The following is a 25,431-nucleotide window of genomic DNA, read 5'->3' as shown; positions in this document are numbered from 1 at the left end:
CGTCATGTCCGGAAACGACAGACAGACGGCCCTGCGGCTTTATCTGGCAGTCGGCTGCGGCGCGGCCATCGGTTCGCTGGCGCGCTTCCTGTCCGGCTATGTCATCGTCTCGCTGCTGGGCTTGAGCGCGCTTTACGCAACCGCCTTCGTCAATGTCGTCGGCTCCTGGGTCATCATGTTCTTCGCCACGCTGACCCGGCCGGACGGACGCCTGATGGTCGGCCCGGCCGGCCGCCAGTTCGTCACCGGCGGCTTCTGCGGCGGCCTCACCACCTTTTCGGCCATGAGCCTCGACACCTTCATCCTGCTTTTCGAGGGCGACCTCGGCCTCGCCACGACCTATCTTGTCAGTGTGGTGGTGCTGTCGCTTGCTTCGGCCTGGCTCGGCTATCTCGTGGCGGCCAGGTTCAACCGCTTGCCGATCACCAGGTGATCAGGGAGGAGAACATGGAACTTCCCAGCCAATGCGTACTGCTCAGGATCTTCTTTGGTGAGGACGACAGGGCGGCCGACGGCACGCCGCTGCACGAGGCGATCGTCATCAAGGCACGTGAAACCGGCATGGCGGGCGCGACCGTGCTCAGGGGGCCGCTCGGCTTCGGCCGTTCGAGCGTGCTCCATACCGCCAAGATCCTGCGGCTGTCGCAGGACCTGCCCATCGTCGTCGAGATCGTCGATGCGCCGGAGAAGATCGATGCGCTGATCCCTCAGATCAAGGCGCTGACCAACAGCTGCCTGATCACCAGGGAGAAGGTCGAGGTTATCCGCTACGGCGACGGGGATTGAACCCGACTGACCATTCCATCAGCCATGGCGAAGACGGCGACCAATCGTGTCTTCGTCGAAAATACCGGCCGAAAACAGCCTCATGGCCTGGACCGCCAGCTCCGATGCCTCCGGGGTGCCGGGGATAATGCCCCGCTCTTCGCAGACCTGGTCATAGATACGCTTCAACAAGACGAGATCGTCCGGATACGCGACGCCGCTTTTGGAAACATGGTGACTGGTCATGCTTCCCTCCTACTCACGGGCGGAAGCGCGATGGTCGCTCACAGCCGGCGACGCCCTTGTCATCTGTCGCCGATCAGCTTCACGTAGGGCGCCTTTGCCTGCCCGCCCAGCCCATTGCGACAAAAAAGGCCGCCCTGGGCCGCCTTCATTACAAAGCCGAAACTTCCGGCTCAGCCGACGATCTCGGTATCGGAGAACCAGTAGCGGATCTCCTGCGCGGCTGTTTCCGGCGCGTCCGAACCGTGCACCGAATTCTCGCCGATCGACAGCGCATGCACCTTGCGGATGGTGCCCTCGGCGGCGTTGGCCGGGTTGGTGGCGCCCATCACATCGCGGTTCTTGGCAATGGCGTTTTCGCCCTCCAGCACCTGCACGATTGTCGGGCCCGACGACATGAACTCGACGAGCTCGCCGAAGAACGGGCGATCCTTGTGGACGGCGTAGAAGCCTTCGGCCTCGCGGCGGCTCATCCACACGCGGCGCGACGCCACGACGCGCAGGCCCGCGTCCTCCAGCATCTTGGTGATGGCGCCGGTCAGATTGCGCTTGGTCGCGTCGGGCTTGATCATAGAGAAGGTGCGTTCGATCGCCATTGGGTCGTCCTTGTTCTGGGAATGGAAATTGGAGTGGCGGGCTCTATACAAGCCGCTTGGCGGCTTGCCAAGGGGAGGCGGCTTGCCTCGCCTGCTCTGGCCAAAGCCTGCTCGTTGCGCGACAATGCAGCGCTTGCACGCGCAAGCCAAAAGCGATCCCGCCAGGGACCCGGAGGCATGCAATGAATTGGCCTCATCTCAGACCAGGTGACATCACCGGCGTTCTGTTCGTGGTCGTCCTTGTTGGTATCGTCGTCATTCTGCTGCTGCTTTTTCGCGGCCTTAAGCGGAGCGAGAATTTCGGTTTCGGCCCGGAATGGCAGTGCACGCAGATGGAGCAGGGCGATCCGATCTGCGTCAGGCTTGTCGACAACGATACGCCAAACAAGGATGCGCCAAGATAGATGCTAAAGCTCGACCTCTATGGTCAATGCCGCTATGTCGCCAGCTTTCAGCCCTTCACGCTGCCGCACCGAGGCTTTGACCGGTAGAAGCAGGCTGCCGGACGCCTTGTCGGGAAAGAGCGATGTGCTCCATCTTGTCTTGCCGATGACGGCCGTCACGCCGAGCGAGCCCCAGGGCCGCGCCAACCCCGCCATCGCCGCCTTGATCCGCGCCGCGAACTCGGGCGGCAGCGTCACGAAATGCCAGCCGCCCTTGCCGGGATAGACCCAGATCTCGGCCTGCATCTCATAACGCAGCATGACGATCCTGCCGCTCGCGGCCTCCTGATGCATGTCGCCCAAAAGTGCGTAGCGGTTTTGGGAGAACGACATGCATCAAAAGCAAAGACTTCTGTATGGCGCCCAAAAGTGCGTAGCGGTTTTGGGAGAACGACATGCATCAAAAGCAAAGACTTCCGTCACGCCGCCGCCGCAACCTGCCGGCCGATCCCGCCATGCAGGTCGAGGCAGCGCTCGAACCACTGGGACACGCTGTCGCTGTCGTCGAGCAGCCGGTAGGGCGAGGCGACGCGAGCCCATTGCAGCGCGCCGAACACGATGTAATCGGCAAACAGCGGCGAGACTCCCCCGATGAAGGGCTGGTAGCTGAACATCGAGCGCAGCGGCTCCAGTGAGGCGCGGAAGCCGGCGAGCCCTCCGTCGCGGCTGGCCACCACCTCTTCCAGCCGCTTGCCGTAGCGCTGTTCGCGGTTTTCGCGGAAATAGGCAGCGTTCGTCTCATCCTGCATGGCGTTGAGATCGGTGAGCGCCACCGTGGCGATGTAAGGGTGGATGGTGAGCTGGGACCAGCGCTCGATGAAGCGCGCCGTCGCCTTGCCGCCTTCGCCGGAAAACAGTGTCGGCCGCTCGGGATAGGCCTCGTCGAGATAGAGCGCGATGGCGAAGGAATCCACCACCACGCGGTCGCCGTCGCGGATCACCGGCACAGTCTTCGACACGCCGCCTTCCACCTCGGGCACTTCCAGGAAGCGCGTCGGCACCTTGGTGGCGTCGAGCCCCTTGTGGGCCAGCGCCATCTTGGTCTTCCAGCAATGCGGACTGAACGGGCGCTGGGCGTCGTGGCCGACGAGGTCATAGAACAGAATGGTCATTGTCGTTCCTGCGGGTTACGAAGAGCCGGGATTCGTTGCGAACCGGATGGAAGAATGAAACAGCATTTCATGATGTTTGCGGCCTACAATCAATGGGCCAATGCGCGCATCTACGATGCCGCTGCCGATCTCAGCGACGAGGAATTCAACCGCGATACCGGCGCCTTCTTCGGCTCTATGATGGGAACGCTCAACCATATCCTGACCGCCGACCGTATCTGGATGAAGCGTTTCACTGGCGAGGGACACGCACCGTCGTCCCTTGACGCCATTCTTTACAAGGCGTTGCAACCTTTGCACACCGCGCGCGAGGCGGAGGACAAGCGGATCATGGACTGGGTCGGCGGCATGAGCGAGAAGGCGCTCGCCGGCCGTTTCTCATACATGACGCTTTCCGACATGCGCACCGTCTCGCAGCGGCTGGCGCCGGCGCTCAGCCATTTCTTCAATCATCAGACCCATCACCGCGGCCAGGCGCATATGTGCCTCACCGTGCTAGGCCGGCCTTCCGTGCCGCTCGACCTGATGCTGTTCCAGCGCGCCGAGGAAGGCCGCGCCTACGCCTGAGGTTGCGCCGCGGCGATGCTGGTCGCGCCTCGCCTCAGCTACTGTTAATCAAACTCAAACATTAAGGAAAAGTCGTATTGCATTTTAGAACAACGAATTTTTCCCTGGAAAATAGGGAACCCTGACCGGTTCCATTCGTATTCCCTCGTTCCCCTCGCACAGGCTTGCGCACGGACACAGTGCTCCGGCGATGCGGTGCGGAAAAGTATGGCAACGAAGGAGAATGCCATGAATGGTATCGCAGAGAAAATCGCCGGCACATTGGTCGGCGGCATCGCCATTCTCGCCGTACCGGCGAATGCTGCTGGAATTGGTGTCGGCGCATCCACGGGCGGCGGCATCAGCACCGGTCTTGGCGGTTCGACCGGTCTCGGCACCGGCCTTGGGCAATATCGGTGGTGTCGGCGTGGGTAGCTCAGGCGGTTTGAACACCGGCGCGGGAACCTCGATCGGCGGTTCAACCGGTCTAGACATCGGCTTTGGCATCGATATCGGCGGCGTCGGTTTGGGTAGCTCCAGCGGCTTGAACACCGGCGCAGGGACCTCGATTGGCGGCACCACGGGCACCGGCACTTCGTTCGGTGCGACGGGCGGCGTCGGCGGTGCCACCGTGGGCGGCTCTGGCGACTTCAACGCCGGCACGGGCGCTTCGGTTGGCGGCTCCATGGGCGCCACCACCGGTCCCGATGCCTTGTTTGGTAGAGTGGATGGCCTCGGCGCCGGCCAATAAAGCAATTTAAGGAAGCACCTGAACAGAGCCAGAAGGTTCGGAGTCGAGAAAGCCGCCGGCGGGCTTTCTCGACCGCCACGCCTCCGGTGCTTGGCTGCTGGTTAACCAAGCCTGCATTGAAGCTAATGTATTAGGACTTCGTTTGTGCTCGCGCTGCACAATGAGTGAGTTGCAGTGGGAGCAATGACATGCGCATCGATTTGTCTGCCACCAGTTGGGGCAGGGTCGCGCTGGTCACCGTCGCCGGCACGGCTTTCTTCATTGCGGCTGCCTTCTTTGTCGATTCCTTCAACTTTCCCTCGCTGTCGCCCGATGCCCTGCTTTGGGCCAAGCTCACCGACCTGTTCCTGCCGCTTGTGCTTGGCGGCTCCTTCCTGTTCTTCCTGATGTGGAAGATGCGCCAGCTGGCGATCGCCCAGAAGGAGCTCAGCATTGTTGCCGCGACCGACAGCCTGACGGCGGTCTTCAACCGCGGCGCCTTCTCGATGCTGGTCGAGGCCTATCTCGAGCAGGCCCGCAGCCATGTAGTCGCCGATGCCGGCGCGCTGCTGATCGTCGACGCCGATCATTTCAAGTCGATCAACGACCGTCTTGGCCACGATTGCGGCGACCAGGCGCTGAAGCTGATCGCCAGCACGATCCAGGGCCAGCTCCACGGCGCCGACATCGTCGGACGCATCGGCGGCGAGGAATTCGCGGTCTTTCTCCCGGGCGCCGACGCGACGCGCTCCTTCCTGGTCGCGGAGACGATCAGGCTGCGCATCCGCGAGGCCGAGTTCGCGCCCGGCGGGCAGTCATGCCCGCTCTCGGTCAGCATCGGCGGCATCGCCTTCAGCGGGCCCACCACCTATCACGACATGTTCAAGGTCGCCGACAGGCATCTCTACAAGGCGAAGTCGAACGGACGCGACCAGGTGAGCTTCGAAAACCCGCGTGGCGTGCTGTCGGACGACGTCGCCGGCACGTTCCATTGATCGGCTCCTCGCGGCAGAGACCTGGCCGGCATCACCGGTGGTTGCGGTTGAGAAGCGGCCTGTACCGGCGGATCAGCTGGCGCTCGACCTCGATATACGGCCAGATCAAGCCGGTTGCCGTCAATGTCGGCTCAGGCTGATGCACGACTGCCGTCAGCATGCCATGCGCGGTCAGCAGGCCCAGCCACTTCAACGCTTCCCATTTCGGCGTTGTGCCGTCGCGTCCGGCCAGGCTCCGGTTGATGTAACCTGGATAGGAGAGCAGGCGCTTGCCCCCGATGAGCCGCAGGTGCCGATCCTGACCGGCTTGCCGTCGGCGGTGATCCAGGCATAGACGGCCTCGCTGAACTCGCACGCCTTCTGGTCCGTGATCGCGACGCGGATCGACGTTTTGTCCCGGGCGAGCCTCATTTCCGCCGCTGGCTTGAACTGGTCGCGATCGAGAAACATTCACCCCCCGCAGCATGTCCGCAAACCTGCATGGGGAGCGCGAATGTTCTGTGCGATGTTTCACGCAACGGGCTGTTCTGTGCGATGTTTCACGTAGCGGCCTGTTCCATGCGATGTTTCACGCAGCGCCGGAAAAGTTCCGGCCGAGGCAGCGGCATGCAGTCGGTAAGTCAGGTTGAACGACAAAACCCGCCCGAGAGTCGTCCCAGGCGGGTTTTGTCAGGGCCTCTGTCGGCCGTGCCGGCCGGCTGATTTCAGCCTGCGAAGCCGCTATGGCCGCGCGCGGCTGGTTTCACCGAGACGATCGGCTGGTCCGCCGGCCACAGGATGCCGGCGGTCACCGCGAAGGTGATCAGCGCGTCGCGCGCCGATTCGGCGGAGATGTCTCCGGCCCGCGCGGCTTCGCAAGCCTTCGCCGCGGCGCCGTAGCTCAGCCGCCGGCGCGACGGCGGGAATTCGGTCAGGAATTCGTGCATGCCGGACAGCGAGGCGATCATGCGCTTGTGGCCGGCGCCGACACTGACCGCGACCGGGGTGAAGAACATCCTGTCGTGCATTTCGACCTCTCGAATTGGAGCAGAGGACAGCGGCTGCCACCCTCGGTCTTGGGGTAGGACGCCACACAACGCGCCTTGCTGCGGGAGGTTCCGTCGTTGGAGATCTTTTCCGCCTGCCTCCAGGAGGACAGACGTTATGGGCCGGAGCCGGCTGTGATTGTCACTTCCGTCGGAGGTTGCGGGATCTGGTAGTGCGCCGACAGCACCAGCAGAAGGATCGCGACCCCTGCGATCAATGCCGCGACAATATTGACGAAGAGCTGGCCGGCCAGCTCGCCGAGCCGTTGCCGCCAACTCATCGCCGATGGGATCAAGCGCATTTTCCACCTCTTCTCATGGGCGTTTCGAGGCCCGCGTCACGCTTGGCGACTGCGCTCCGAGCTTGCCCTCACCAGCCTCTGTGGAGGCCGCAACTCCAGACCCTCTTCACGACCAAGCGATGATGATGCCAGCGCTTATGCACCCTGACCATGCAGTCGCGATTGTGGCGATGGCTGCGCCAGTCGCGCATCTCATATCGGCCTCTGTAGCGCCAGTTGTCGTCGCGCATATGATGACGGCGCCAATAGTAGCCGTCATTATACCTGCCCATGCCGTCATCGGTGGTGATGGTCAGGCGTGCAGCCTGTGTCGGACCCGTCATTGGCGCCAAGCTAGCCAGGCCCAGGATGGCGGCGAGAATGAGATTCTTCATAACTGCCTCCTTGCATTAGATTTTACTAACGGAAATCCGTTATCGGGTGAAAAGTTCCATGGCGACGGCCGCGGGCCGCCGGTCGCGGTGGCTTCGCGAGTTGGTGCGGAGGCCGTCCAGTGATGTTTTCCGGGCGCGCGCTATTTCCACATGCCGCGCATGCGCGCGCCGAGATCGATCTTCACGCCCGGCCTTTGGCGCGGGTCGTCCTTGATCGTCGCACTTGCCCAGGACGACTGCTCGAAGGCCGAAAGCATCGAGGCCGGGATGAAGCGGGTGCGCGAGGCATAGACGTGGCGATCACCGCGCGCCGGCTGGTTGTGCGGATAAAAGCGCTGCGGCACCACGAGATGCAGGCTGTCCTTGGCCCGCGTCATCGCCACATAGAGCAGCCGGCGCTCCTCCTCGATGTCCTCCTTGGTGCCGACGCCGAGATCGGCCGGGATGCAGCCGTCGACGGTATTGAGCACGAAGACGTTCTTCCATTCCTGGCCCTTGGCCGAATGGATGGTCGACAGGATGAGGTAATCCTCGTCGCGATGCGGCGGCCCGGCCTGGTCGCTGGTGGCGTCGGGCGGATCGAGCGTCAGCTCGGTCAGGAAACGCTCGCGCGAGGGATAGCCCGACGCGATCTGTTCGAGCTGCAAAAGGTCGGCCCGGCGTGTGGCTGCGTCTTCATGGACGCGCTCCATATGCGGCTCGTACCAGAGCCTGACCCGCTCCAGGTCGGCCGGCCATTTCGGGCCGGCGCGCAGCCCGCTGTAGATGTCGAGGAAGACCGGCCAGTCTTCAGCCGCGCGCTGCGGCGGCCGGAAGCGGGCAAGGCCCAGCGTCTCATCCAGCGACGTCGCCATCGCCTCGACGATCTGCGCGGCGGCCGAAGGGCCGATGCCGGGCATGAGCTGCAGCACGCGAAAACCGGCGACGCGGTCGCGCGGGTTCTCGGCAAAGCGCAGCATAGCCAGCATGTCCTTGACATGGGCGGCGTCGAGGAACTTCAGGCCGCCGAATTTCACGAAAGGGATGTTGCGGCGCGTCAGCTCCACCTCCAGCGGGCCGCTGTGATGCGAGGCGCGGAAGAGCACGGCTTGCGCCTTCAGCGCCGTGCCGGCCTCGCGCTCGGCCAGGATCGCCTGGCAGACATAGTTGGCCTGCTCGGCTTCGTCGCGCACGCTCACCAGTTGCGGCTTGTGCGAGGATCTGCGCTCGGTCCACAGGTTCTTGGTGAAGCGCTCGCTCGCCTCGCCGATCACCTTGTTGGCGGCGGCAAGGATCGTCTCGGTCGACCGGTAATTGCGCTCCAGCATGACGATCTCGGCGCCTTGCGCGAACTGCTTTGGGAAATCGAGGATGTTGCGCACTTCCGCCGCGCGGAAGGAATAGATCGACTGCGCGTCGTCGCCCACCACGGTGAGCCCCGCGCCGTCCGGCTTCAATGCCAGAAGGATCGAGGCCTGCAGCCGGTTGGTATCCTGGTATTCGTCGACCAGCACATGGTCGAAGCGCGAGCCAAGGTGAGCGGCGATCTCCGGCTCCGCCGCCATCTGCGCCCAGTAGAGCAGCAGGTCGTCGTAATCGAGCACGTTCTGTGCCTGCTTGGCCTCGACGTAAGCCGCGAACAGCTCTTTGAGCTGCTCCGCCCATGCCGCGCACCAGGGGAAGGCCGAGCCCAGCACTTCGCCGAGCGGCGTCTGCGCATTGACCGCGCGGGAGTAGATTTGAAGACACGTGCCCTTGGTCGGAAAGCGGCTTTCTGTCTTGGAAAAGCCGAGCTCGTGGCGCGCGAGGTTCATCAGGTCGGCGGAATCCTCGCGGTCATGGATGGTGAAGGCCGGGTCGAGGCCGATCTGCTCGGCATAGTCGCGCAGCAGCCTGGCGCCGATGCCGTGGAAAGTGCCGGCCCAGGCGAGCGCATCAGTGGTGATCGCGGCGTCGCGCCCCAGCACCTCGCCGGCGATGCGCTCGACGCGCTTTGCCATTTCGGCTGCGGCACGGCGCGAAAACGTCATCAGAAGGATACGGCGCGGATCGGCGCCCTTGACGATGAGATGGGCGACGCGATGCGCCAGCGTGTTGGTCTTGCCTGAGCCGGCGCCGGCGATCACCAGCAGCGGTGCGGCGACCTTGCCGTCGCCATGCACCACCGCCAGCCGCTGCTCGTCGTTCAGCCGGGCAAGATAGTCGGGAGCTTCGAAGGACGAATCACGAGCGGCGATGTTCATCGCCCATCAAGCATCGTTTCCGCTTTGTTCGCAACGGGGATCTCCCCTCGAGGAGGGGCAGACTACCTTTTCGGCTCGACCCCCATCGCCGCCGACTGGCGCCGCAGCGCACGCCGTTCATCGCCCGGCATGTCCAGCGGGGCGACGTCGCCGGGCACTTCCTCGATGATCCTCATCGTGACGCGGTAGGTCGCATAGGCGAACAGGCCGACAAGCAGCAGACGGATCATGACCAGTTCCTCACGCAGTTCGATTGAAAGTTCAACCGGACTCAGGCCGGTTGGTTCCCGCCGGCCCACGCAACCAAACCGCGGCGGCCTCGTTTGCCTCAGAGAAAGGGGCGAACGAGAGGAGGTCGTCATGAAGAAGCTTCCTGTGCTGCTGGCCCTTGCGGCAGGGCTCGCGCTCGCTGCCTGCGACAACAGCGTGCCGCCGACCAAGGCGCCCGTCGACCAAAACCCGCAACTCGACAAGAACCCGGTGCCGAAATCGACCACCGGTGGCGATCAGCCGGGTACGCCGCCGAAGCAATAATCACCGGCGATGTTAGTCGGGAAATGAAGCGGCGCCGCCACAGAAGAAGGCCGGCGCTGCTTGGGAGGAAGGTGGTTAGCGCCGGCCAAGCGGGAAATCAGGCCCGCCGCACGGTCAAAGATAGCTGAGTCTCTGCGCCGCGTCATGGCGTGATCGCGCTAGCCGGCTAGAGGTAGCCGTAACTGTCGAAAATCTTTTTGCATCTTTCGAGGATCGAACCGAGAAATCTCGGAAAGCGTTGTGTCGTCAGGTGGCCCTCAGGCCATCGCCAACCGCTTCACCGGCATGTCGGCGATCTCGAGGTCTAGCTGACGCTGCGTCAACGCGGCCTCGGCCGTGATCCACTGCTTGAACAACTCCACCTTGCGCGCGCCGAGCGCCTTGATTGGACTGACGAAATACCAGCCGGCGGTGTTGGGATGATGCACCGCAAAAGGCGCCACCAGCCGCTCGGCGCGGATGTCGCTCGCCATATAGGCTCGGTTGGCGACGGCAAAGCCCATGCCGGCATTGGCCGCCTCGTAGGACATCATGCAGGAATCGAAATAGATGCTTTTGGTCTCGCCGAGCACGAAGCTTGCGCCGGCAAAACCCAGCCAGGACTGCCAGTTCTGGGTGCAGGTGTCGGAGTGAAGCAGGGTGAAATGCCGCAGATCCTCGGGCGTCACCTTGGACAGCGGCTTGTCGCCAAGCACCTCGTGGAACAGCTTGCGGCTGCACACCGGCGTCAAATCCTCCTTGAACAGCAACTGGGAATTGAGGCCCGGAAAATTGCCGTCGCCGTAGCGGATCTCGAGGTCGTACTCGGAGGTCGAGAATTCATGCGTCGCGTAGGAGGTCGAGACCCGCATCTCGATGTCGGGATATTGCCGCTGGAAAGTGGAGAGGCGCGGAAACAGCCAGCGCGCCGCGAAGGTCGGCAAAACGCAGATCCTGAGCACATGCGCCTGCGACTGGCCGGTGGCCTCCATGCTGGCCGCCACGATCCGCTCCAGCGCCTCGCGCACGCGCGCCACATAGGTCTCTCCCTCCGGCGTCAGCGACACCGCATTGCCGCCGCGCTGGAAGATCTTGAATCGCAGCTGGTCCTCAAGGCTCTTCACCCGCTGGCTGACGGCGGAAGCGGTGATGAACTGCTCCTCGCCGGCGCGCGTGAAGTTCTTGTGCCTGGCGGCGCTCTCGACGATTTTCAGCGAGTTTAGGTTGACCTGACTGAGCAGACGCACGGGGTTTCGACCTTTAGCTGGGCTTAAAGTAGCACCAGCATTCCTAAATTTACAGGGGCGGGTGGCTTAATCGACTGTTTACCAAGTGTTGCCCCCACCTTGGAGAAGTAGAATGAACGCCCATACAATCCCCGAACTGCGCTATGCGATGAGCCGTGAAGCCATCATCGGCCATGATACGGCGTGGAAAGTGTCGAGCTTCGGCGTCGCCCAGTATCTGCATGGCTACGACCCCGCGCTGCTCGCCGCGATCGAGGAGGCGGCGCTCAAGCTCAAGGCCAGCCATGCCGTGCACAAGCATCTCGACCTCACCTTCATCACCGGCGCCGACCGCTACATTCCGGAGATCAAGGAACTGCTCAACGACAAGCTTCGCCTGGAACGGCTGTCCGATATGATGGGCACCAAGCTCGAACCCTATCCGCTGTCGATCGTCGGCTCGACCGTCACCTTCATGAACCCCAAGGACGGCGCAGTCGAATGGCACTGCGACGGCGTCCCGGTGACGGAGCTCATTCCGCTCTCGATCAGCGACCCTCTGATCGGCGGCCATCTTGAAATCTATTGCGACGATTCCGAGACCGGCCGCGCCCTGCTCGAATCCGGCCGCGACCTGCCGCGCAACAAGGTCATGCGCATCGATCACAAGATGAACTACGCCACGCTCGGCCAGTTCCTCGGCGTGCTCCATCGCACCGCGCCCATCCAGCTCGGCTCGCGCGTCACCCTGGTGCTCAACCAGCGTTCGGCGACGAAGCCCTATGTCGACGACAACCGGATGTTCTACCTCGCCGCCGACAACGACCACGATCGCGCCTGGGTGAACGAGCTCGCTGACGATGTCTGGACGAACCAGCTGCCCGCCTATCGCCGCCATGCCGAAGAGCATCCCGTGCCGAAGCCGGCCGCAGAGCCCGTCTCGGGCGGAGCAAGAGAGTCGTGGTAGTGAACGATGACCCAACTCGGCTGCCTTCGGCGTCGCCGAGCCTGGCTCCGGTCATGGCCGAAAGCGAGCCATGCCGGTCCGGCGCCGCTTCGACGGCGGGGCTGGCGTTTGCCTTCGGCGCGGTGGCGCTGTGGGCGACCAATGCCCTGGTCGGCAAGACGCTGCTTGCCAACCGCCCGGTATCGCATGTGCAGTTCCTGCAGTTCTGCGGCGCCGCGCTGGTCTTTGCGCTGATCAGGCTGGCGGGCGCCTCTCCTTCTCCCCTTATGGGAGAACGCGGCCTCGCGAAGCGAGGTCGGATGAGGGGTGCTGGAAGGATCGCCGACGCTGGAGTTTCTTCCAACACCCCGCATCCGTCTCGGCGCTGCGCGCCGATCCACCTTCTCCCACAAGGGGAGAAGGGGAGGTCGACTCTGGCCTACGCCGTCGGCTTCATCGGCCTGGTCGGCACCATGGTGCTGCAATACACCGCCTTTGCTTCGATGCCGGTCATCGAGGCCAATCTCGTCGCGTATACCTGGCCGCTGATGGTCGCCGCCGCGATTATCCTGTTCGGCCGCCCGAAGCGTCCGCTGCTGCTTGGGCTCACCGCCGCGCTCGGCTTCGCCGGCGTGGCGCTGGTCATCTCCGGCGGGCGCGCGCACGCCTGGCTCGAAGGCAGCCTCGTCGGTTATTGCGCCGCCTTCGGCTCAGCACTTTGCATGACCTTCTATTCGCTCGCCATTGGCCGCCTTGTCGTGCCGCCGGATCGGCTTTTGCTGCCCTCGGCGCTGATCGGCGTCACGCTAACCTTCGCCTGGTGCCTGCATGACGGCGTCGCCGGCCTGGGCGGCATGTACTTGCTGTTCGGCCTTTATCTCGGCGCCGGGCCGATGGGGCTCGGCTATTATTTCTGGTCGCGCGCGCTGAGCCTCGACCAGGGTGGGCGGCTCGCGGTCGTTGCGTATCTCACGCCGATCGCTTCCACGCTTTTGCTGGCGCTGTCGGGCGAAAGCCTGTCGATGACGGCCGTCGCCGGCGCCGTCCTCGTCATCGGCAGTTGCATCGCTGTCGGCATCGAACGTCCGGAGGCCTGAACATCATGCCAGGAATCATGCTTGACGATGAAGAACGCCGCGCCAGACAGGAGGCGCACTGGCTGGTGCGGGAATTCGGCGCCGAGGCGCCGCTCTATGCCGCCATGAAGGCCGAGAAGGCCATCGAGCAGAGGGATTTCGGCCGCTGCGCGCGCTGGAAACGCGTGCTGGAGATCCTGGCCGACAGCGGACCCGTGGAATTGCGGCGCGGCGCTGCCGTGAAATAAGCGACTCGCGGTAACGAATCGGGCATGATCGGTCACAATCGGTCATCCGGCGCCAGCATTGCTCGCCAGTACCAGCGTTCGGCCCCGAGCCTCGATTTTTGCAGGAGTTGCTCGCAAAAATTGAAGTGCTGAAGCGTTATTACGCGTCCGTGCCGGCTTCGATGCTGTAAAGTGTTTGTTATAGGTATTAGAATTCCTAACTTGCGCGGTAGCGACCCTACAGTGAAAACATACCTTCGGTATTGAGTCTCGTGCGTTTACTGACTCTGGACGGTCCGTTGGGGGACAGGTCCAATACGATACCTAGACCAAAGTCTTAAAAACGGCTGGTCATTTTGAGAGCCAGCAGAGGGTGAAAAAATTGTCCAATATCGACGACAAGACTGCAATCGAGCTGACCGCCGACATTGTTTCGGCCTATGTAGGCAACAATCCGCTTCCGGCTTCCGGCCTGCCTGATCTGATCGCCAGCGTCAGCGCATCGGTGCGCAAGCTCGCCGGCGCCGCGGCCGTCAAGGAGAGCGCGCCGCTGACGCCGGCCGTCAATCCGAAGCGCTCGGTGTTCCCCGATCACATCGTCTGCCTAGAGGACGGAAAGAAGTTCAAGTCGCTGAAGCGGCACCTGTCGACCGACCATGGGCTGACGCCGGACGAGTACCGCGCCAAATGGGGTCTGCCGGCAGACTATCCGATGGTGGCGCCCAGCTATTCGGCCACCCGTTCGGCGCTCGCCAAGTCTTCCGGCCTGGGCCGCAAGCCGGCCGCGGATGCCGCCAAGGGCAAACGCAAAACCAAGGCCTGAGGCCGGCGGCCATGTTGCCTGCAACGGACGACGCCACGCCGCCGGCCGACCGCTTGGCCATGCTCGACGCCCTGCGTAGCAGAGTGGCCAAGCAGTCTTCCGTCGATGCCGGCGAGGGGGTCAAGGCGCGCCGCGCCTTGTTCTCGGCAAGCATGCCGGCCGTCGATCTGCGCGCTGCGCTCGACGCGCTCGACGATTTCGAGCGCGCCATCGTCGAGCATGACGATCGCCTGATCGTCGAGGCACGACGGCTGAGATGCCTTGGCGCCGTCGATCGCGTCATCGCGCGCGTTCAATCGCAGGATTTGGGTGGCCTTGACGCCCCGACAGCCTTGGCTTCGGGATCCTGCGCCGTTGCAAGGTTGTCGGCCTCGATCGCGGTCATCTCCAGAAAATAGACAAGCATCTGGTAGCGCGTGCGTGAAAGCATCTTCGCCAACTTACGCGTGATCTCCGCGACATATCTCAACATGCGCAGATCGTTGGCTGCCTCGCCCATCGTGAGCTCCTGACACAATCAAGTTATTGTTTTATTGTTTTTTGTTGTTGGCGCCTATGCGCGACTCACGACGCATTGGTAAGTTCGCAGGATCGAGGCAAAACTGAAATCAAATTTTCGATAAGCATCACGTCTGACCAAAAAGATTTCAGCACTTTTTTGGTGGTATCGATACCGGTTGCACTAATATAAGGCAAAGTGAAACTTGCGGTTGTCTTGGCCGGCTGGCACGATCTCCGCAGGAGATGGTCATAGCCCCCGATTGACGGCGGGCGAGCCGGGCCGAATGGCCAGGCCCGCCGTGCCGCTCAGTCCTTGTAGGCGGAACAGAAGGCCGGCGGGTCGTTGTTGCCGATCATGGCGCAGCCTCTTTTGATCTCGTCGATCATCATGCTGCACGCGTTCTCACCGTTGCAGGGCGGATTGGTCGCCGGCGACACCTGGATGCATTGCGAGACATATTGGTCCGACTTCGCCTTGCCGGCCGATTGCACGCATGGCCGCCTGTCGTTCTGGCTTGCAGGGGCGGCCGTCGCCGGTTTGACGGCGGCGGTTTGCGGCACACAGGAGAGGTCGCCTTCCGGGCATTGCAGTTGGTGCTGCAACTGCGCCAGCCGCGCCTTGGTCAAATCCGTCTTACAAGTTTCGACCAGGCTCGAATACACCGAGCCATCGGCATAGGGCTGGGTGCGGAAGGCGCATTCTTTGTCGCGGAACGGGATCCAGGCGCGCTGCGCGTCACGCAGGCGTTGCTGATCGGTGGGAGCGAGGCGCTCCGACAGCACCTTGTAGACCGCGTTGAGCGCCGCGTCGGCCGACGCCGCGTCCTTGGCGGTGCAGGTGGCAAGGTCGGCCTGCGTCTTCGCCGCCGCGCAGTCTGGCGCTGCCGCAAGGGCCGCGGGCGTGGTGACAAGCAGGGCGAGACCGGCGGCGCAGAACAGTCGCTTCATTGGATCACCTCATGATGTCCGCAAAGCCCGCCGCTCGCGCCAGCATAGGTTGAGCCGATAGCAGCGATCAACGTCAAATCGGTGACATGGCAAGCAAAGTGTGACCGGCGGTGATCAGCGAAAGCAGAGGAGCCCGCAATCTCCCCAAGTAAACAAGTAAAGGAGATGTCCGGTCCATCCTCTGTAGCTGCAGCGCAGCTGCTGCGGAGGACGGGCAGGGCACAAGGGGGCGCTGTTCCGCCAGCCTCTCAATCATTCATAGGCGACGCTTGAGACTATTTTCCGGAATCAATCTGGATCAGCAGGTGTTCCGGCGGGCCCCCCTCTGGCCTGCCGGCCATCTCCCCCACTTGGGGGGAGATCGGCTGTGCCTGCGCCCCGTTCACGGGTTCGACGGGGGAGAGCACTGCAGCCGTCTCGTGCTCAAACAGAACCACCTGCGTCGCCAGCGCTGCTGTTGTGGCGACCTGGAAGAAGATGAAGGCGAGGGCGAAATAACGGATCACGGGCCTCAAAACGCTCCGGCCGGCAACTGGTTCCGTGATCGGCCTTGGTTGAATGACCGGCGGCCGGACACAGCGAGCCCTGATCCCGGCCCTGGCTCTTGCGAAGCGCCGGCGTCCCGTGCAAAAGCCCGCCCATGCTTATCATCAACGACCTCTCGCTGCGCATGGCGGGGCGCTTGCTTCTCGACCATGCCTCGCTGACCTTGCCGGCCGGCACCAAGGCCGGTCTCGTCGGCCGCAATGGCACCGGCAAGACGACGCTGTTCAAGGCGATCACCGGCGATTTCCCCTCCGAGACCGGCTCGATCAGCCTGCCGAAAAACACCCGTATCGGCCAGGTGGCGCAGGAAGCGCCGGGCACCGAGGAGCCGCTGATCGACATCGTGCTCAAGGCCGATGTCGAGCGTGCGGCGCTGCTGGAGGAGGAGAAGACCGCCACCGATCCGCATCGCATCGCCGAAATCCATACGCGGCTCGCCGACATCGACGCGCATTCGGCCGAATCCCGCGCAGCCACCATCCTCGCCGGCCTCGGCTTCGACGACGCCGCGCAGAAGCGGCCCGCCTCGTCTTTCTCCGGCGGCTGGCGCATGCGCGTGGCTCTTGCGGCAGTGCTTTTCTCCGAGCCAGATCTTCTGCTGCTCGACGAGCCGACCAACTATCTCGACCTCGAAGGCACGCTGTGGCTGGAGAACTATGTCTCCAAGTACCCGCACACGGTGCTCTTGATCTCGCACGACCGCGACCTGCTCAATCGCGCCGTCAACTCGATCGTCCATCTCGACCAGAAGAAGCTGACCTTTTGGCGCGGCGGCTACGACCAGTTCGAGCGCCAGCTCACCGAGCAGCGCGAATTGCAGGAAAAGAGCCGCGTCAAGCAGGAAGCGCAGCGCAAGCACATGGAGTCCTTCGTCGAGCGCTTCCGCGCCAAGGCTTCGAAGGCCAGGCAGGCGCAGTCGCGCCTAAAGGCGCTGGAGAAGCTGAAGCCGATCGCGGCGGTGGTGAACGATACGGTGAGGCCGTTCTCCTTCCCGGAGCCAGTCAAGACGGTGGCTTCGCCGATCGTGGCGCTGAACGCCGTCAATGTCGGCTACACTGAGGGCAACCCGGTCTTGAAGAAGATGACGCTGCGCATCGATGCCGACGACCGCATCGCGCTGCTCGGCGCCAACGGCAACGGCAAGTCGACCTTCGCCAAGCTGCTCGCCGGCCGCCTGAAAGGGGAAACCGGCACCATGACGATTGCGCCGGGCCTGAAGGTGGCGATCTTCGCCCAGCACCAGCTCGACGATTTGCGTCCCGAGGAAAGCGCCTACGAGCATGTGCGCCGGCTGATGCCCGATGCGCCGGAAGCCAAGGTGCGCGCTCGCGTCGCCCAGTTCGGGCTGTCGACCGAGAAGATGAACACCGCGGCGAAGGATCTGTCCGGCGGCGAGAAGGCGCGTCTTTTGATGGGTCTTTCGGCCTTCGAAGGGCCGAACCTCTTCATCCTCGACGAGCCGACCAACCACCTCGACATCGACAGCCGTGAATCGCTGATCCATGCGCTCAACGATTTCTCCGGCGCGGTGATCCTGATCTCGCACGACCGGCATTTGCTAGAAGCGACGGCCGACCGGCTGTGGCTGGTCAAGGACGGCGCGGTCAATCCCTTTGACGGCGACCTTGAGGACTATAAGACGCTGGTCACCGGCGTTTCCTCCAACCGCCGGGAGCAGAAGGAAGCTGACAAGGCCTCCAAGGCCGACCGCCGCCGCGAAGCGGCCGCTCGGCGCTCGGCGTTCGAGCCGCTTGCCAAGGAAATCCGCGCCACCGAGGCGCTTATGGACCGCATCCGCAAGCGCATGGACCTGATCGAGGACGAGCTCGCCAACCCGGCGATCTACGAGAAGGACCCTTCGACCGCGACGCGGCTGGCCAAGGAGCGCTCGCAGCTGGCGCAGACGCTTGCCGTGAACGAGGACAAATGGCTGACGATGTCGGCTGAGTATGAGGAAGGGATCGCGGAGTAGGGCGGCTTCCCCTTCGCCCCTTGTGGGAGAAGGTGGATCGGCGCGCAGCGCCGAGACGGATGAGGGGTGTTGGACGGAGTGAGGCGCTGAAAAACAGGATGCTTCAAGCGCCCATTTCTTTGTCGTAGCGATCCTTCCAACACCCCTCATCCGACCGAGCTTCGCTCGGCCACCTTCTCCCACAAGGGGAGAAGGGGAAGCCCCATCTGGCCCTACACGCCGCCCTCAAAACCCGCTACATACCCCCGCATGAACCAGCACGCCAAGCTCAGGATCGGCCATTCGGCCTGTCCGCATGATTGCCCGTCCACCTGCGCGCTCGAGGTCGAGCTCATCGACCAAAACCGCATCGGCCGCATCCATGGCGCCAAGACCAACAGCTACACGGCCGGCGTTGTCTGCGCCAAGGTTGCCCGCTATGCCGACCGGGTGCACCATCCGGACCGCCTGCTGAAGCCGCTGGTGCGCTCAGGCGGCAAGGGCGAGGGCGCCTGGAAGGAATCCAGCTGGGAAGCGGCGCTCGATCTCGTCGCCGAAAAATTCATCGTGGCCGAAGCGAAATACGGCTCGGAAACGGTCTGGCCATATTTCTATGCGGGCACGATGGGGCTGGTGCAGCGTGATGGCATCGAGCGGCTGCGGCATGCCAAGAAATATTCGGGCTTCTTCGGCTCGATCTGCACCAATCTTGCCTGGACCGGCTGGATGATGGGAGCGGGTGCGCTCCGCGGTCCCGATCCGCGTGAGATGGCAAAGTCCGACTGCGTGGTGATCTGGGGCACGAATGCCGTGGTCACGCAGGTCAATGTCATGAGCCACGCCACAAGGGCGCGCAAGGAACGCGGCGCCAAGATCGTCGTCGTCGACATCTATGACAACGCCACCATGAAGCAGGCCGATCTCGGCCTGGTGCTCAAGCCCGGCACGGATGGCGCGCTCGCCTGCGCGGTCATGCATGTACTGTTCCGCGACGGCATGGCCGACCGCGCCTATCTCGAAAAATACACGGATGATCCGCGCGGACTGGAAGAGCATCTGAAAACGCGCACGCCCGAATGGGCGGCGGCCATCACGGGGCTGACAGTCACCGAGATCGAAGCCTTCGCGCATCTCGTCGGCACGACGAAGAAGACTTACTTTCGCCTTGGCTACGGCTTCGCCCGCCAGCGCAACGGCTCGGCCAACATGCATGCCGCCTCCTGCATCGCCGCCGTCACCGGCGCCTGGCAATACGAGGGCGGCGGCGCCTTCCACTCCAACTCCGGTATCTTCAAGCTGAACCAGGATGTGCTGGAAGGCACCGCGATGCGCGACCCGAACATCCGCTATCTCGACCATTCGCGCATCGGCCCGGTGCTGACCGGAGCCGCGGACGCGCTCTATGGCGGCCCGCCGGTGACGGCGATGCTGATCCAGAACACCAATCCGGCGAATGTCGCGCCGGAGCAGCGCCTGGTGAAGCAGGGTTTCTTGCGCGAGGACCTGTTCACCTGCGTGCACGAGCAGTTCATGACCGATACGGCGAAGCTCGCCGACGTCGTGCTGCCGGCAACGATGTTTCTGGAGCATGACGACATCTACAAGGGCGGCGGCAACCAGCATATCACACTCGGTCCCAAGCTGATCGAGCCGCCCGAAGGGCCGCGCACCAACCACTACGTCAATGAGGAGTTGGGCAAGCGGCTGGGCGTCGGGGACCGGCCGGGCTTCGGCCTGACCGAGCGGGAGCATATCGACATCATCCTCGGCAAGCGCGGGATCGGCAGCTTCGACAGCCTGAAGGAACAGAAATGGGTCGACCTGCAGCCCGATTTCGACGACGCGCATTTCATCAGCGGCTTCGGCCATGCCGACAAAAAGTTCCACTTCCGGGCCAACTGGACGGGACAATCGGCGCCCAACCGGCCGCCGAAGAGCATGGGCCTGTTCGGGCCGGTCGAGCGACTGCCTGAGTTCCCCGACCATGTCGACCTGATCGAGGTGGCGGACGAGGAGCATCCGTTCCGCCTGACCACTTCGCCGGCGCGCAATTTTCTGAACTCGACCTTTGCCGAGACGCCGGTGTCGAAGGCCAAGGAAGGCAGGCCGGAACTGCTCTTGCATCCCGAGGACGCGGCAGCGCTCGGCATCGAGGATGGCGGTCGCGTCGAGGTCGGCAACCGGCGCGGCGACCTCGTGCTGCATGCAAAACTCTTCGACGGGGTGAAGCGCGGCGTCGTGGTGGCCGAAGGCATCTGGCCGAACAGCGCGCATGAGCGCGGCGAGGGCATCAACGTGCTGACCGGCGCCGACACGCCGGCGCCGTATGGGGGTGCTGCCTTCCACGATAACAAGGTGTGGCTCAGGGCGCTTTAAAGCAATTCCAGGAAAAGTGCGCAGCGGTTTTCCGTCCGGAATTGCGTAAGCTGCTTGACTACTTCGCCGTCTGTGCGTCCAGCGTCTTGATCTCTTCCGCGGCAGCCTTGCGGGCCGTAGCATCGATGCCGGTTGCACCCTTGTCCTTGGCGAAGGCGATGAGGGCGGTGCGTGTTTGCTCGTCGCATCCATCTTCACCGACGCCGTCGACGCCGGCTTTGCGGGCAGCAGTGAGCACGGAGTCGCAGGCCTCCGGCGCGAAGGCGAACTGGCCCATGATGGCGCCGAGCGTCAGCGGGTCCTGCAGGCGCGGATCGTCGCGGATCGCCTGAAGGGTGGCGTTGCCGACCGCGCGCGATTTCCGGTCCTGCGCGATCTGCGTCAGGTCGAAGATGAACTCGAACTCCGCCTTGTCGACGCCGTCGGGCTTCGACACCAGAATATCCAGCGCATAGCGTGTGACTTCGTCGGGCGTGACGACCGCGCGCACGACCCTTGCTTGGTGATAGTTGCGCACCAGCGCCCAGCGCGAGGGGAGGTCGCCATAGCGGGCGAGCATGTCGAGCTGCTTGATGGCGGCCTGCTTCTGCTTGTCGGTCTTGGCGGCCTGCGCCTGGGTGAAGACCTTGTCGCGGACGCGGTCGAGGATTTCGCCCGCGAGCATGTCTGAAGCCGGTGCCGCCTGCTGTGTCCCGACTGCCGTTTGCGGGCTCGGAGCATCGGTGAGCGGGCCTTTCGCATCGACCCACGCGGCCAGTGCCTTGCGCGCGTCCGGACCAAAATAACCCTTCGGCTCGCCCGCGTAAAAACCTTCGCTCTTAAGCGTCGTCTCGATCGCGATGCGGATTTCGTCGGGCAGGGCTTTGCCGACGCTGACCAGGTTTTCCTCGTCGAGGCCGGCTGGCGCTTCGCGAAACGCGTCCATCACCGCGGCGGCGACCGCGGCCGTTCCGGCGCTGGAGGCCGGCCCGGAAAAGAGGCCGCTTAGTTCGATGCCGGCATCGCCGCCGAACACCCCGGCGCCCATCCTGCCGATGCCGTCATTGTAGAGGGCAATGCGGTTGGTGATGCCTTCGCGCAGCGTCATCAGCCGGTCGAAACTGTCGAAGGTGAAGGCATCGGCAAGCTTGCCCCTTGCCTTGAGCGAACCGAGCCGGGCCGCCTCGCGCCACGCGTGCAGCCGCTCGCGCGGGTTCTTGTCGATGCCGAGACCGTTGTCATAGGCGTCGCCGAGCAGCACCATGGCTTCGACGCTGCCGAGATTGGCGGCGTTGATCAGCATCGCGGTCGCCCTGACGTCGTCCTGCGGATAGACCAAGCCCCGCCGCAGCAGTTTGGCATGAAGCAGATAGGCCTGCGGTTCCTTCTTGCCTTCGCCCTCATCGATCAGCGTTTTCAGATCATCGTCACTCAGGCCGCCGTCGCGGCGCGAGGGTCGATAGCTGGTCGAATCGAGATTGGCGTATTGCGTCGAGGCATAGAGCCAGAGCGCGTCGCGGTCGCCGGCGTCCGCCAGTGGCTTCAGCATGGCGCGCGCCCGGTTCTCGTTCTTGAACTGCTGATTGTCCGAAAGCTCGAGCCGCGCCAGAGCCAGCGCCGCGCCGGGCTCGCCGGCATCGGCGCCGTCGCTCAGGCGCTCGACCAGCAGATCGGGATAGTCGACCTGCACGCCGTCATAGTCGAGGAGCGAGCCCGCAAGCCTGATGCAGGCATCGAGGTCCCATGAGGCGTTGAACAGTTGGACCGCCGCCCGCGGCTGGCGGCCGACGAACTTGCCGTCCAGCAGCAGGCCGGCGAGCATCAGCCCGGCCTCGGCCACATTCTTGGTTGCGACGCGCAGCATGGCGATGGCGCGCTTGCCATCCGCCGGGCCGCCTTCGCCCTTGGCCAGCATGTCGGCCAGCATCGGGATGGCGTAATCGTCGTGACCGGCGCGCGCTTCCAGCAGCTGCCTGGCCTTTGCTGCATCCTGCGGCGTCCCCCGGCCCAGCCGCAGCGCCGTGATGTAGGCGAGCGCGGATCGTACCAAGTCATTGGTCCCGGCCTGGGAATCAGCCTCGACAGCATGAAAGGCCTTTTGCTGCTCGTCGCCGGTGAAGCCATCCTTCTCCAGCGTCGTCTGCGCGATCAGCAGCGGCATGTCCTTACGGACCTGGCTGTCCCATTCGCCGGGCGACTGGCCCTGGACCGGTGCGTCGATGATGTGCTGCGCGGCCTCGACCAGCTTGCGCGCGTCGCGGCGCAGCAGCGGCCCCTCGTTATACTGACGAAGCAGCGTCATCAGGGCTGTCAGATGACCGGCGGCGCCAGCTTTCTGCAGGGCGTCGAGCGCCATTTCGCGGGTTACCGACGGCGCACCGGCATCCGCGCTGTCGCGCCGATGCACCGAGTAGAACTCGTAGAGGAGGAAATTCGCTTCAGGGCTACCGCCGTCGGCCAGCGGCTTGATCTGCGGGATGAGCCAGGTCAGTCCCGGCTGGTCGAGCGCCACTTCGACCCTCAGCCATTGCAGCGTTAGCCGCTTTTCCCGCGGCGCGCCGAGCATCGCCGCCTGGCATTTGTCGGCCAGGTCTTTGAGCTTGCTGAGGTTCATATCCAGCGGGAAGAGCTCGCCATACTGGACCGGCGGCGCCTTGGCTTCGGGGTCGAGCGGCACGGAGGCACCCCGGTCGCAGGTGCTGATCGCCTCAGCGAGCGCGGCCTTCTTTGCCGCATCGTCGGATTTGTCGGAAGATGCCTGGGCGGCGAATGCCCCGCCGGCGAGTGGTGCGAGCGCGAGGCAGGAAAGAACCAGGACATGCACTGGCCGTAACATGAGCTTCCCCCCCGCGGACCCGGTCCGGGCGGTGCGTCGCGGCCGGACAGCGGAGCCAAATTAGCACATCGCGCGAGCCATGATGAGTGTAGCGCTTCACATTCGCGCGCGGATCTAAACGGCGTGTTTTGCGATCTGGTCCAAGCGCCTTCGGTCGCACCCGCCAGCTCCGCCGTCTATAGAGGCACCTTGTCTCCGTAACGAGGAAGAATGTCATGGCCAAGGTCTCGCTTCTGGGCATTCCGCATGACGAGAACTCGTCCTATCTGCGCGGGCCGGCCGAGGCGCCGCCGCTGATCCGGCGCGAACTCGCCAGCGACGCCTACACCTCATGGTCGGAAACCGGTTTCGATCTGACCGACCGCTTCGTCGATTACGGCGACATCGATTTCACGCAACCCGGCGATCCGTGGCAGCGGATCGAGAGCGAGGTCGGCCGCGCGCTGGATGCAGGTCACCCGCTGATCTCGCTCGGCGGCGACCATGCCATTTCCTGGCCGGTATTGCGCGCTGTGCGCAAGCGCCATCCGAACCTGACGATCGTCCACGTCGACGCGCATCCGGACATCTATCATTCCTACGGCGACAATCCGCGCTCGCACACCTCGCCCTTCGCTCGCATCATGGAGGAGCAGCTCGCCGACCGGCTGATCCAGATCGGCTTGCGCACCGTCAACGATCACCACCGCGAGCAGTTCGCGCGCTTCGGCGTCGAGGCAGTGGAGATGCGGCATTTCAACGAAGGGCTGCGGCTCAACCTCGAGACGCCCGTCTATATCTCGATGGATCTCGACGCGCTCGATCCGGCCTTCGCTCCGGGTATCTCCCATCGTGAACCGGGCGGCTTCACCACCCGCCAGGTGATCGGCCTGATCCAGTCGATCGATCAACGAATAGTCGCTGCCGATGTCGTCGAATACAATCCGCGCCAGGACCTCTCCAACGTGACGGCGCTCGTCGCCGCAAAGCTGGTCAAGGAGATCGCCGGCATGATGCTGAAGACGAACGGCGCCGGCTGAATCAATTTGGCAAAGCGGCGTGCTAGACGCTTGTTCCGATTCGCCTTTCAACGGGGACAACCATGCCACGGCCGCTCAAGATAGCCATCGCCGGCGCGCTCGGCCGTATGGGCCGGCAGATGGCCGAGACCATCCCCGCCGATCCGCGGCTGGAACTCGTCGCCCGCTTCCACCGGCCGGGCAGCACGGGCGAGGGGCTGGACGAGCGCGACGAGGCGCTGGCGCTTGCCGATGTGGTCATCGATTTCACCACGCCGGCGGCTTCGGCGGAGCTGGCAAGAGCGTGCGCGGCGCGCGGCGGCCCGGCGTTGGTCATCGGCTCGACCGGCTTCGATGCCGCGGAACTGGAGACGATCGCCAAGGCCGCCGAGAAAATCGCCGTCGTACGCTCCGGCAGCTATTCGCTGGGGCTCAACATGTTGACCGGGCTGGTCGAGCAGGCAGCGCGGGCGCTCAGTGCCGACGACTGCGACATCGAGATTCTGGAAGCGCATCACCGCCTCAAGGTCGATGCGCCGTCTGGCACGGCGCTGATGCTGGGCGAGGCAGCGGCGCGCGGGCGGGCCGTCAGCCTGGACGATGTCGCCAGACGCGCCCGCGATGGCCTCACCGGCCCGCGCCCTGCCGGCGAGATCGGTTTCGCAGTGCTGCGTGGCGGCAGCGTTGTCGGCGAGCATAGCGTGAGCTTCCTCAGCGAAGGCGAGAGGCTCACGCTTTCGCACGCGGCCGGCGACCGCTCGATGTTCGCCCGCGGCGCCATCGCCGCGGCACTGTGGGTCGCCGGACAGCCGCCTGGCGAATACGACATGCGCGACGTTCTGGGTTTCGGCGCCCAGTGAGAGCCGGGGGAGGGCCCAGGCAATCGTCGCTGGGCTTGAAGTTCATCTTGCTCCTTGCCTGTCGAACGCCGGCGCTGCCCTCATCTGGCTGCCGCCATCTTCTCCCCGTAGAGCGGGAGAAGGGCGCTGGCGCCAAGGATTTCGCCAATCACCAACGTTTCAAAGAAGAGAGCCGGCATCGCGGCCAGCTTCTTTCTCCACGTTAACGGGGAGAAATGCCCGGCAGGGCAATGAGCGACTATCTGAGGTGTCAAGTTGCATTTGCGAACTCG

Annotated in this window: 33 protein-coding genes; 17 read left to right on the top strand and 16 right to left on the bottom strand. The window is 64.0% G+C overall.

Going from position 1 to position 25,431, the window contains the following annotated elements:
• Positions 1–4 precede the first annotated feature (4 nt).
• A complete protein-coding gene (gene crcB, locus RFM40_RS08390; RefSeq protein ID WP_320277375.1) occupies positions 5–433 on the top strand; it encodes a fluoride efflux transporter CrcB in 429 nt (142 codons plus the stop codon).
• 14 nt (positions 434–447) lie between these two features.
• On the top strand, positions 448–786 hold the full coding sequence (locus RFM40_RS08385) for a DUF190 domain-containing protein (RefSeq protein WP_126101079.1): 339 nt from the start codon (positions 448–450) through the stop codon (positions 784–786).
• Between the two features lie 18 nt (positions 787–804).
• Here RFM40_RS08385 and RFM40_RS08380 read toward each other — a convergent pair whose 3' ends face one another.
• Positions 805–1,011, bottom strand: a complete 207-nt coding sequence (locus RFM40_RS08380; RefSeq protein ID WP_320228846.1) for a hypothetical protein — start codon at positions 1,009–1,011, stop codon at positions 805–807.
• Between the two features lie 170 nt (positions 1,012–1,181).
• On the bottom strand, positions 1,182–1,604 hold the full coding sequence (gene ndk, locus RFM40_RS08375) for a nucleoside-diphosphate kinase (protein ID WP_320228847.1): 423 nt from the start codon (positions 1,602–1,604) through the stop codon (positions 1,182–1,184).
• 182 nt (positions 1,605–1,786) lie between these two features.
• Between ndk and RFM40_RS08370 the strand changes: the two genes are divergently transcribed.
• Positions 1,787–2,008: a hypothetical protein gene (locus RFM40_RS08370; protein ID WP_320228848.1), complete on the top strand. Its 222-nt coding sequence runs from the start codon at positions 1,787–1,789 to the stop codon at positions 2,006–2,008.
• 3 nt (positions 2,009–2,011) lie between these two features.
• On the opposite strand, the gene RFM40_RS08365 is transcribed toward RFM40_RS08370, so the two are convergent.
• Together RFM40_RS08365 and RFM40_RS08360 are read right to left on the bottom strand one after the other, a co-directional pair.
• Complete coding sequence (locus RFM40_RS08365) at positions 2,012–2,380, bottom strand: DUF1905 domain-containing protein (RefSeq protein ID WP_292300250.1); 369 nt, start codon at positions 2,378–2,380, stop codon at positions 2,012–2,014.
• 86 nt (positions 2,381–2,466) lie between these two features.
• Positions 2,467–3,159, bottom strand: a complete 693-nt coding sequence (locus RFM40_RS08360) for a glutathione S-transferase family protein (protein WP_320228850.1) — start codon at positions 3,157–3,159, stop codon at positions 2,467–2,469.
• 54 nt (positions 3,160–3,213) lie between these two features.
• Between RFM40_RS08360 and RFM40_RS08355 the strand changes: the two genes are divergently transcribed.
• From RFM40_RS08355 to RFM40_RS08340, 4 genes are all read left to right on the top strand, one after another.
• The gene (locus RFM40_RS08355; protein WP_320221450.1) at positions 3,214–3,726 is read left to right on the top strand and encodes a DinB family protein; all 513 of its coding nucleotides are present in this window, start codon (positions 3,214–3,216) and stop codon (positions 3,724–3,726) included.
• A gap of 228 nt (positions 3,727–3,954) precedes the next feature.
• Positions 3,955–4,140: a hypothetical protein gene (locus tag RFM40_RS08350; protein WP_320277374.1), complete on the top strand. Its 186-nt coding sequence runs from the start codon at positions 3,955–3,957 to the stop codon at positions 4,138–4,140.
• A complete protein-coding gene (locus tag RFM40_RS08345; protein WP_320277373.1) occupies positions 4,109–4,456 on the top strand; it encodes a hypothetical protein in 348 nt (115 codons plus the stop codon). Before RFM40_RS08350 ends, RFM40_RS08345 begins: the two co-directional genes overlap by 32 nt.
• Positions 4,457–4,644: 188 nt before the next feature.
• Complete coding sequence (locus tag RFM40_RS08340; RefSeq protein ID WP_320228853.1) at positions 4,645–5,430, top strand: GGDEF domain-containing protein; 786 nt, start codon at positions 4,645–4,647, stop codon at positions 5,428–5,430.
• A 31-nt stretch (positions 5,431–5,461) separates the two neighbouring features.
• On the opposite strand, the gene RFM40_RS08335 is transcribed toward RFM40_RS08340, so the two are convergent.
• The 7 genes from RFM40_RS08335 to RFM40_RS08305 all read right to left on the bottom strand — a co-directional run bounded on the left by RFM40_RS08335 (position 5,462) and on the right by RFM40_RS08305 (position 9,583).
• Complete coding sequence (locus RFM40_RS08335; RefSeq protein ID WP_320228854.1) at positions 5,462–5,623, bottom strand: cupredoxin domain-containing protein; 162 nt, start codon at positions 5,621–5,623, stop codon at positions 5,462–5,464.
• Complete coding sequence (locus RFM40_RS08330) at positions 5,620–5,880, bottom strand: hypothetical protein (protein ID WP_320228855.1); 261 nt, start codon at positions 5,878–5,880, stop codon at positions 5,620–5,622. Before RFM40_RS08330 ends, RFM40_RS08335 begins: the two co-directional genes overlap by 4 nt.
• 254 nt (positions 5,881–6,134) lie before the next feature.
• Positions 6,135–6,437: a DUF982 domain-containing protein gene (locus RFM40_RS08325; RefSeq protein ID WP_320228856.1), complete on the bottom strand. Its 303-nt coding sequence runs from the start codon at positions 6,435–6,437 to the stop codon at positions 6,135–6,137.
• 134 nt (positions 6,438–6,571) lie between these two features.
• Complete coding sequence (locus RFM40_RS08320) at positions 6,572–6,757, bottom strand: hypothetical protein (protein WP_320228857.1); 186 nt, start codon at positions 6,755–6,757, stop codon at positions 6,572–6,574.
• A gap of 68 nt (positions 6,758–6,825) precedes the next feature.
• Positions 6,826–7,131: a hypothetical protein gene (locus tag RFM40_RS08315; protein WP_320228858.1), complete on the bottom strand. Its 306-nt coding sequence runs from the start codon at positions 7,129–7,131 to the stop codon at positions 6,826–6,828.
• A 140-nt stretch (positions 7,132–7,271) separates the two neighbouring features.
• Positions 7,272–9,353, bottom strand: coding sequence for an ATP-dependent helicase (locus RFM40_RS08310; protein ID WP_320228859.1), 2,082 nt, complete (start codon positions 9,351–9,353; stop codon positions 7,272–7,274).
• Between the two features lie 62 nt (positions 9,354–9,415).
• A complete protein-coding gene (locus RFM40_RS08305; RefSeq protein WP_189521292.1) occupies positions 9,416–9,583 on the bottom strand; it encodes a hypothetical protein in 168 nt (55 codons plus the stop codon).
• A 130-nt stretch (positions 9,584–9,713) separates the two neighbouring features.
• On the opposite strand from RFM40_RS08305, the gene RFM40_RS08300 reads away from it, so the two are divergent.
• Positions 9,714–9,887, top strand: coding sequence for a hypothetical protein (locus RFM40_RS08300; RefSeq protein ID WP_320228860.1), 174 nt, complete (start codon positions 9,714–9,716; stop codon positions 9,885–9,887).
• Between the two features lie 257 nt (positions 9,888–10,144).
• Here RFM40_RS08300 and RFM40_RS08295 read toward each other — a convergent pair whose 3' ends face one another.
• On the bottom strand, positions 10,145–11,113 hold the full coding sequence (locus tag RFM40_RS08295) for a LysR substrate-binding domain-containing protein (RefSeq protein ID WP_320277372.1): 969 nt from the start codon (positions 11,111–11,113) through the stop codon (positions 10,145–10,147).
• 112 nt (positions 11,114–11,225) lie between these two features.
• On the opposite strand from RFM40_RS08295, the gene RFM40_RS08290 reads away from it, so the two are divergent.
• The 5 genes from RFM40_RS08290 to RFM40_RS08270 all read left to right on the top strand — a co-directional run bounded on the left by RFM40_RS08290 (position 11,226) and on the right by RFM40_RS08270 (position 14,562).
• Entirely contained in the window at positions 11,226–12,059 is an 834-nt protein-coding gene (locus tag RFM40_RS08290; RefSeq protein ID WP_292300270.1) for a hypothetical protein, read from the top strand.
• Positions 12,060–12,112: 53 nt separating this feature from the next.
• Complete coding sequence (locus RFM40_RS08285) at positions 12,113–13,135, top strand: DMT family transporter (protein ID WP_320228874.1); 1,023 nt, start codon at positions 12,113–12,115, stop codon at positions 13,133–13,135.
• A 17-nt stretch (positions 13,136–13,152) separates the two neighbouring features.
• Positions 13,153–13,362 carry a hypothetical protein gene (locus tag RFM40_RS08280; protein ID WP_320228862.1) on the top strand — a complete coding sequence of 70 codons (210 nt, stop codon included), beginning with the start codon at positions 13,153–13,155 and terminating at the stop codon, positions 13,360–13,362.
• 361 nt (positions 13,363–13,723) lie between these two features.
• Positions 13,724–14,164: a Ros/MucR family transcriptional regulator gene (locus RFM40_RS08275; RefSeq protein ID WP_320221462.1), complete on the top strand. Its 441-nt coding sequence runs from the start codon at positions 13,724–13,726 to the stop codon at positions 14,162–14,164.
• An 11-nt stretch (positions 14,165–14,175) separates the two neighbouring features.
• Positions 14,176–14,562, top strand: coding sequence for a hypothetical protein (locus tag RFM40_RS08270; RefSeq protein WP_320228863.1), 387 nt, complete (start codon positions 14,176–14,178; stop codon positions 14,560–14,562).
• 409 nt (positions 14,563–14,971) lie between these two features.
• On the opposite strand, the gene RFM40_RS08265 is transcribed toward RFM40_RS08270, so the two are convergent.
• A complete protein-coding gene (locus RFM40_RS08265) occupies positions 14,972–15,613 on the bottom strand; it encodes a lysozyme inhibitor LprI family protein (protein ID WP_320228864.1) in 642 nt (213 codons plus the stop codon).
• A gap of 275 nt (positions 15,614–15,888) precedes the next feature.
• Positions 15,889–16,119, bottom strand: coding sequence for a hypothetical protein (locus RFM40_RS08260; RefSeq protein ID WP_320228865.1), 231 nt, complete (start codon positions 16,117–16,119; stop codon positions 15,889–15,891).
• A gap of 134 nt (positions 16,120–16,253) precedes the next feature.
• Here RFM40_RS08260 and RFM40_RS08255 point away from each other — a divergent pair, with 134 nt between their 5' ends.
• Both RFM40_RS08255 and RFM40_RS08250 read left to right on the top strand, forming a co-directional pair.
• Positions 16,254–18,131 carry an ABC-F family ATP-binding cassette domain-containing protein gene (locus tag RFM40_RS08255; protein WP_320228866.1) on the top strand — a complete coding sequence of 626 codons (1,878 nt, stop codon included), beginning with the start codon at positions 16,254–16,256 and terminating at the stop codon, positions 18,129–18,131.
• 249 nt (positions 18,132–18,380) lie between these two features.
• A complete protein-coding gene (locus RFM40_RS08250) occupies positions 18,381–20,486 on the top strand; it encodes a molybdopterin oxidoreductase family protein (RefSeq protein ID WP_320228867.1) in 2,106 nt (701 codons plus the stop codon).
• 58 nt (positions 20,487–20,544) lie between these two features.
• On the opposite strand, the gene RFM40_RS08245 is transcribed toward RFM40_RS08250, so the two are convergent.
• Entirely contained in the window at positions 20,545–23,301 is a 2,757-nt protein-coding gene (locus RFM40_RS08245) for a tetratricopeptide repeat protein (RefSeq protein ID WP_320277371.1), read from the bottom strand.
• A 215-nt stretch (positions 23,302–23,516) separates the two neighbouring features.
• Between RFM40_RS08245 and speB the strand changes: the two genes are divergently transcribed.
• Positions 23,517–24,320 (top strand): agmatinase, encoded by an 804-nt coding sequence (gene speB, locus RFM40_RS08240; protein ID WP_320228869.1) that lies wholly within the window; start codon positions 23,517–23,519, stop codon positions 24,318–24,320.
• Positions 24,321–24,382: 62 nt separating this feature from the next.
• Positions 24,383–25,159, top strand: a complete 777-nt coding sequence (gene dapB / locus RFM40_RS08235) for a 4-hydroxy-tetrahydrodipicolinate reductase (protein ID WP_320228870.1) — start codon at positions 24,383–24,385, stop codon at positions 25,157–25,159.
• 80 nt (positions 25,160–25,239) lie between these two features.
• On the opposite strand, the gene RFM40_RS08230 is transcribed toward dapB, so the two are convergent.
• Positions 25,240–25,431, bottom strand: a 192-nt coding sequence (locus RFM40_RS08230) for a hypothetical protein (RefSeq protein ID WP_320277370.1), incomplete at its 5' end; no start/stop codon positions are given.

Source organism: Mesorhizobium captivum, assembly GCF_033977165.1.
In the GTDB taxonomy this organism is placed as follows: Bacteria; Pseudomonadota; Alphaproteobacteria; order Rhizobiales; family Rhizobiaceae; genus Mesorhizobium; species Mesorhizobium captivum.
This window is presented reverse-complemented; position numbering and strand designations above follow the sequence as displayed.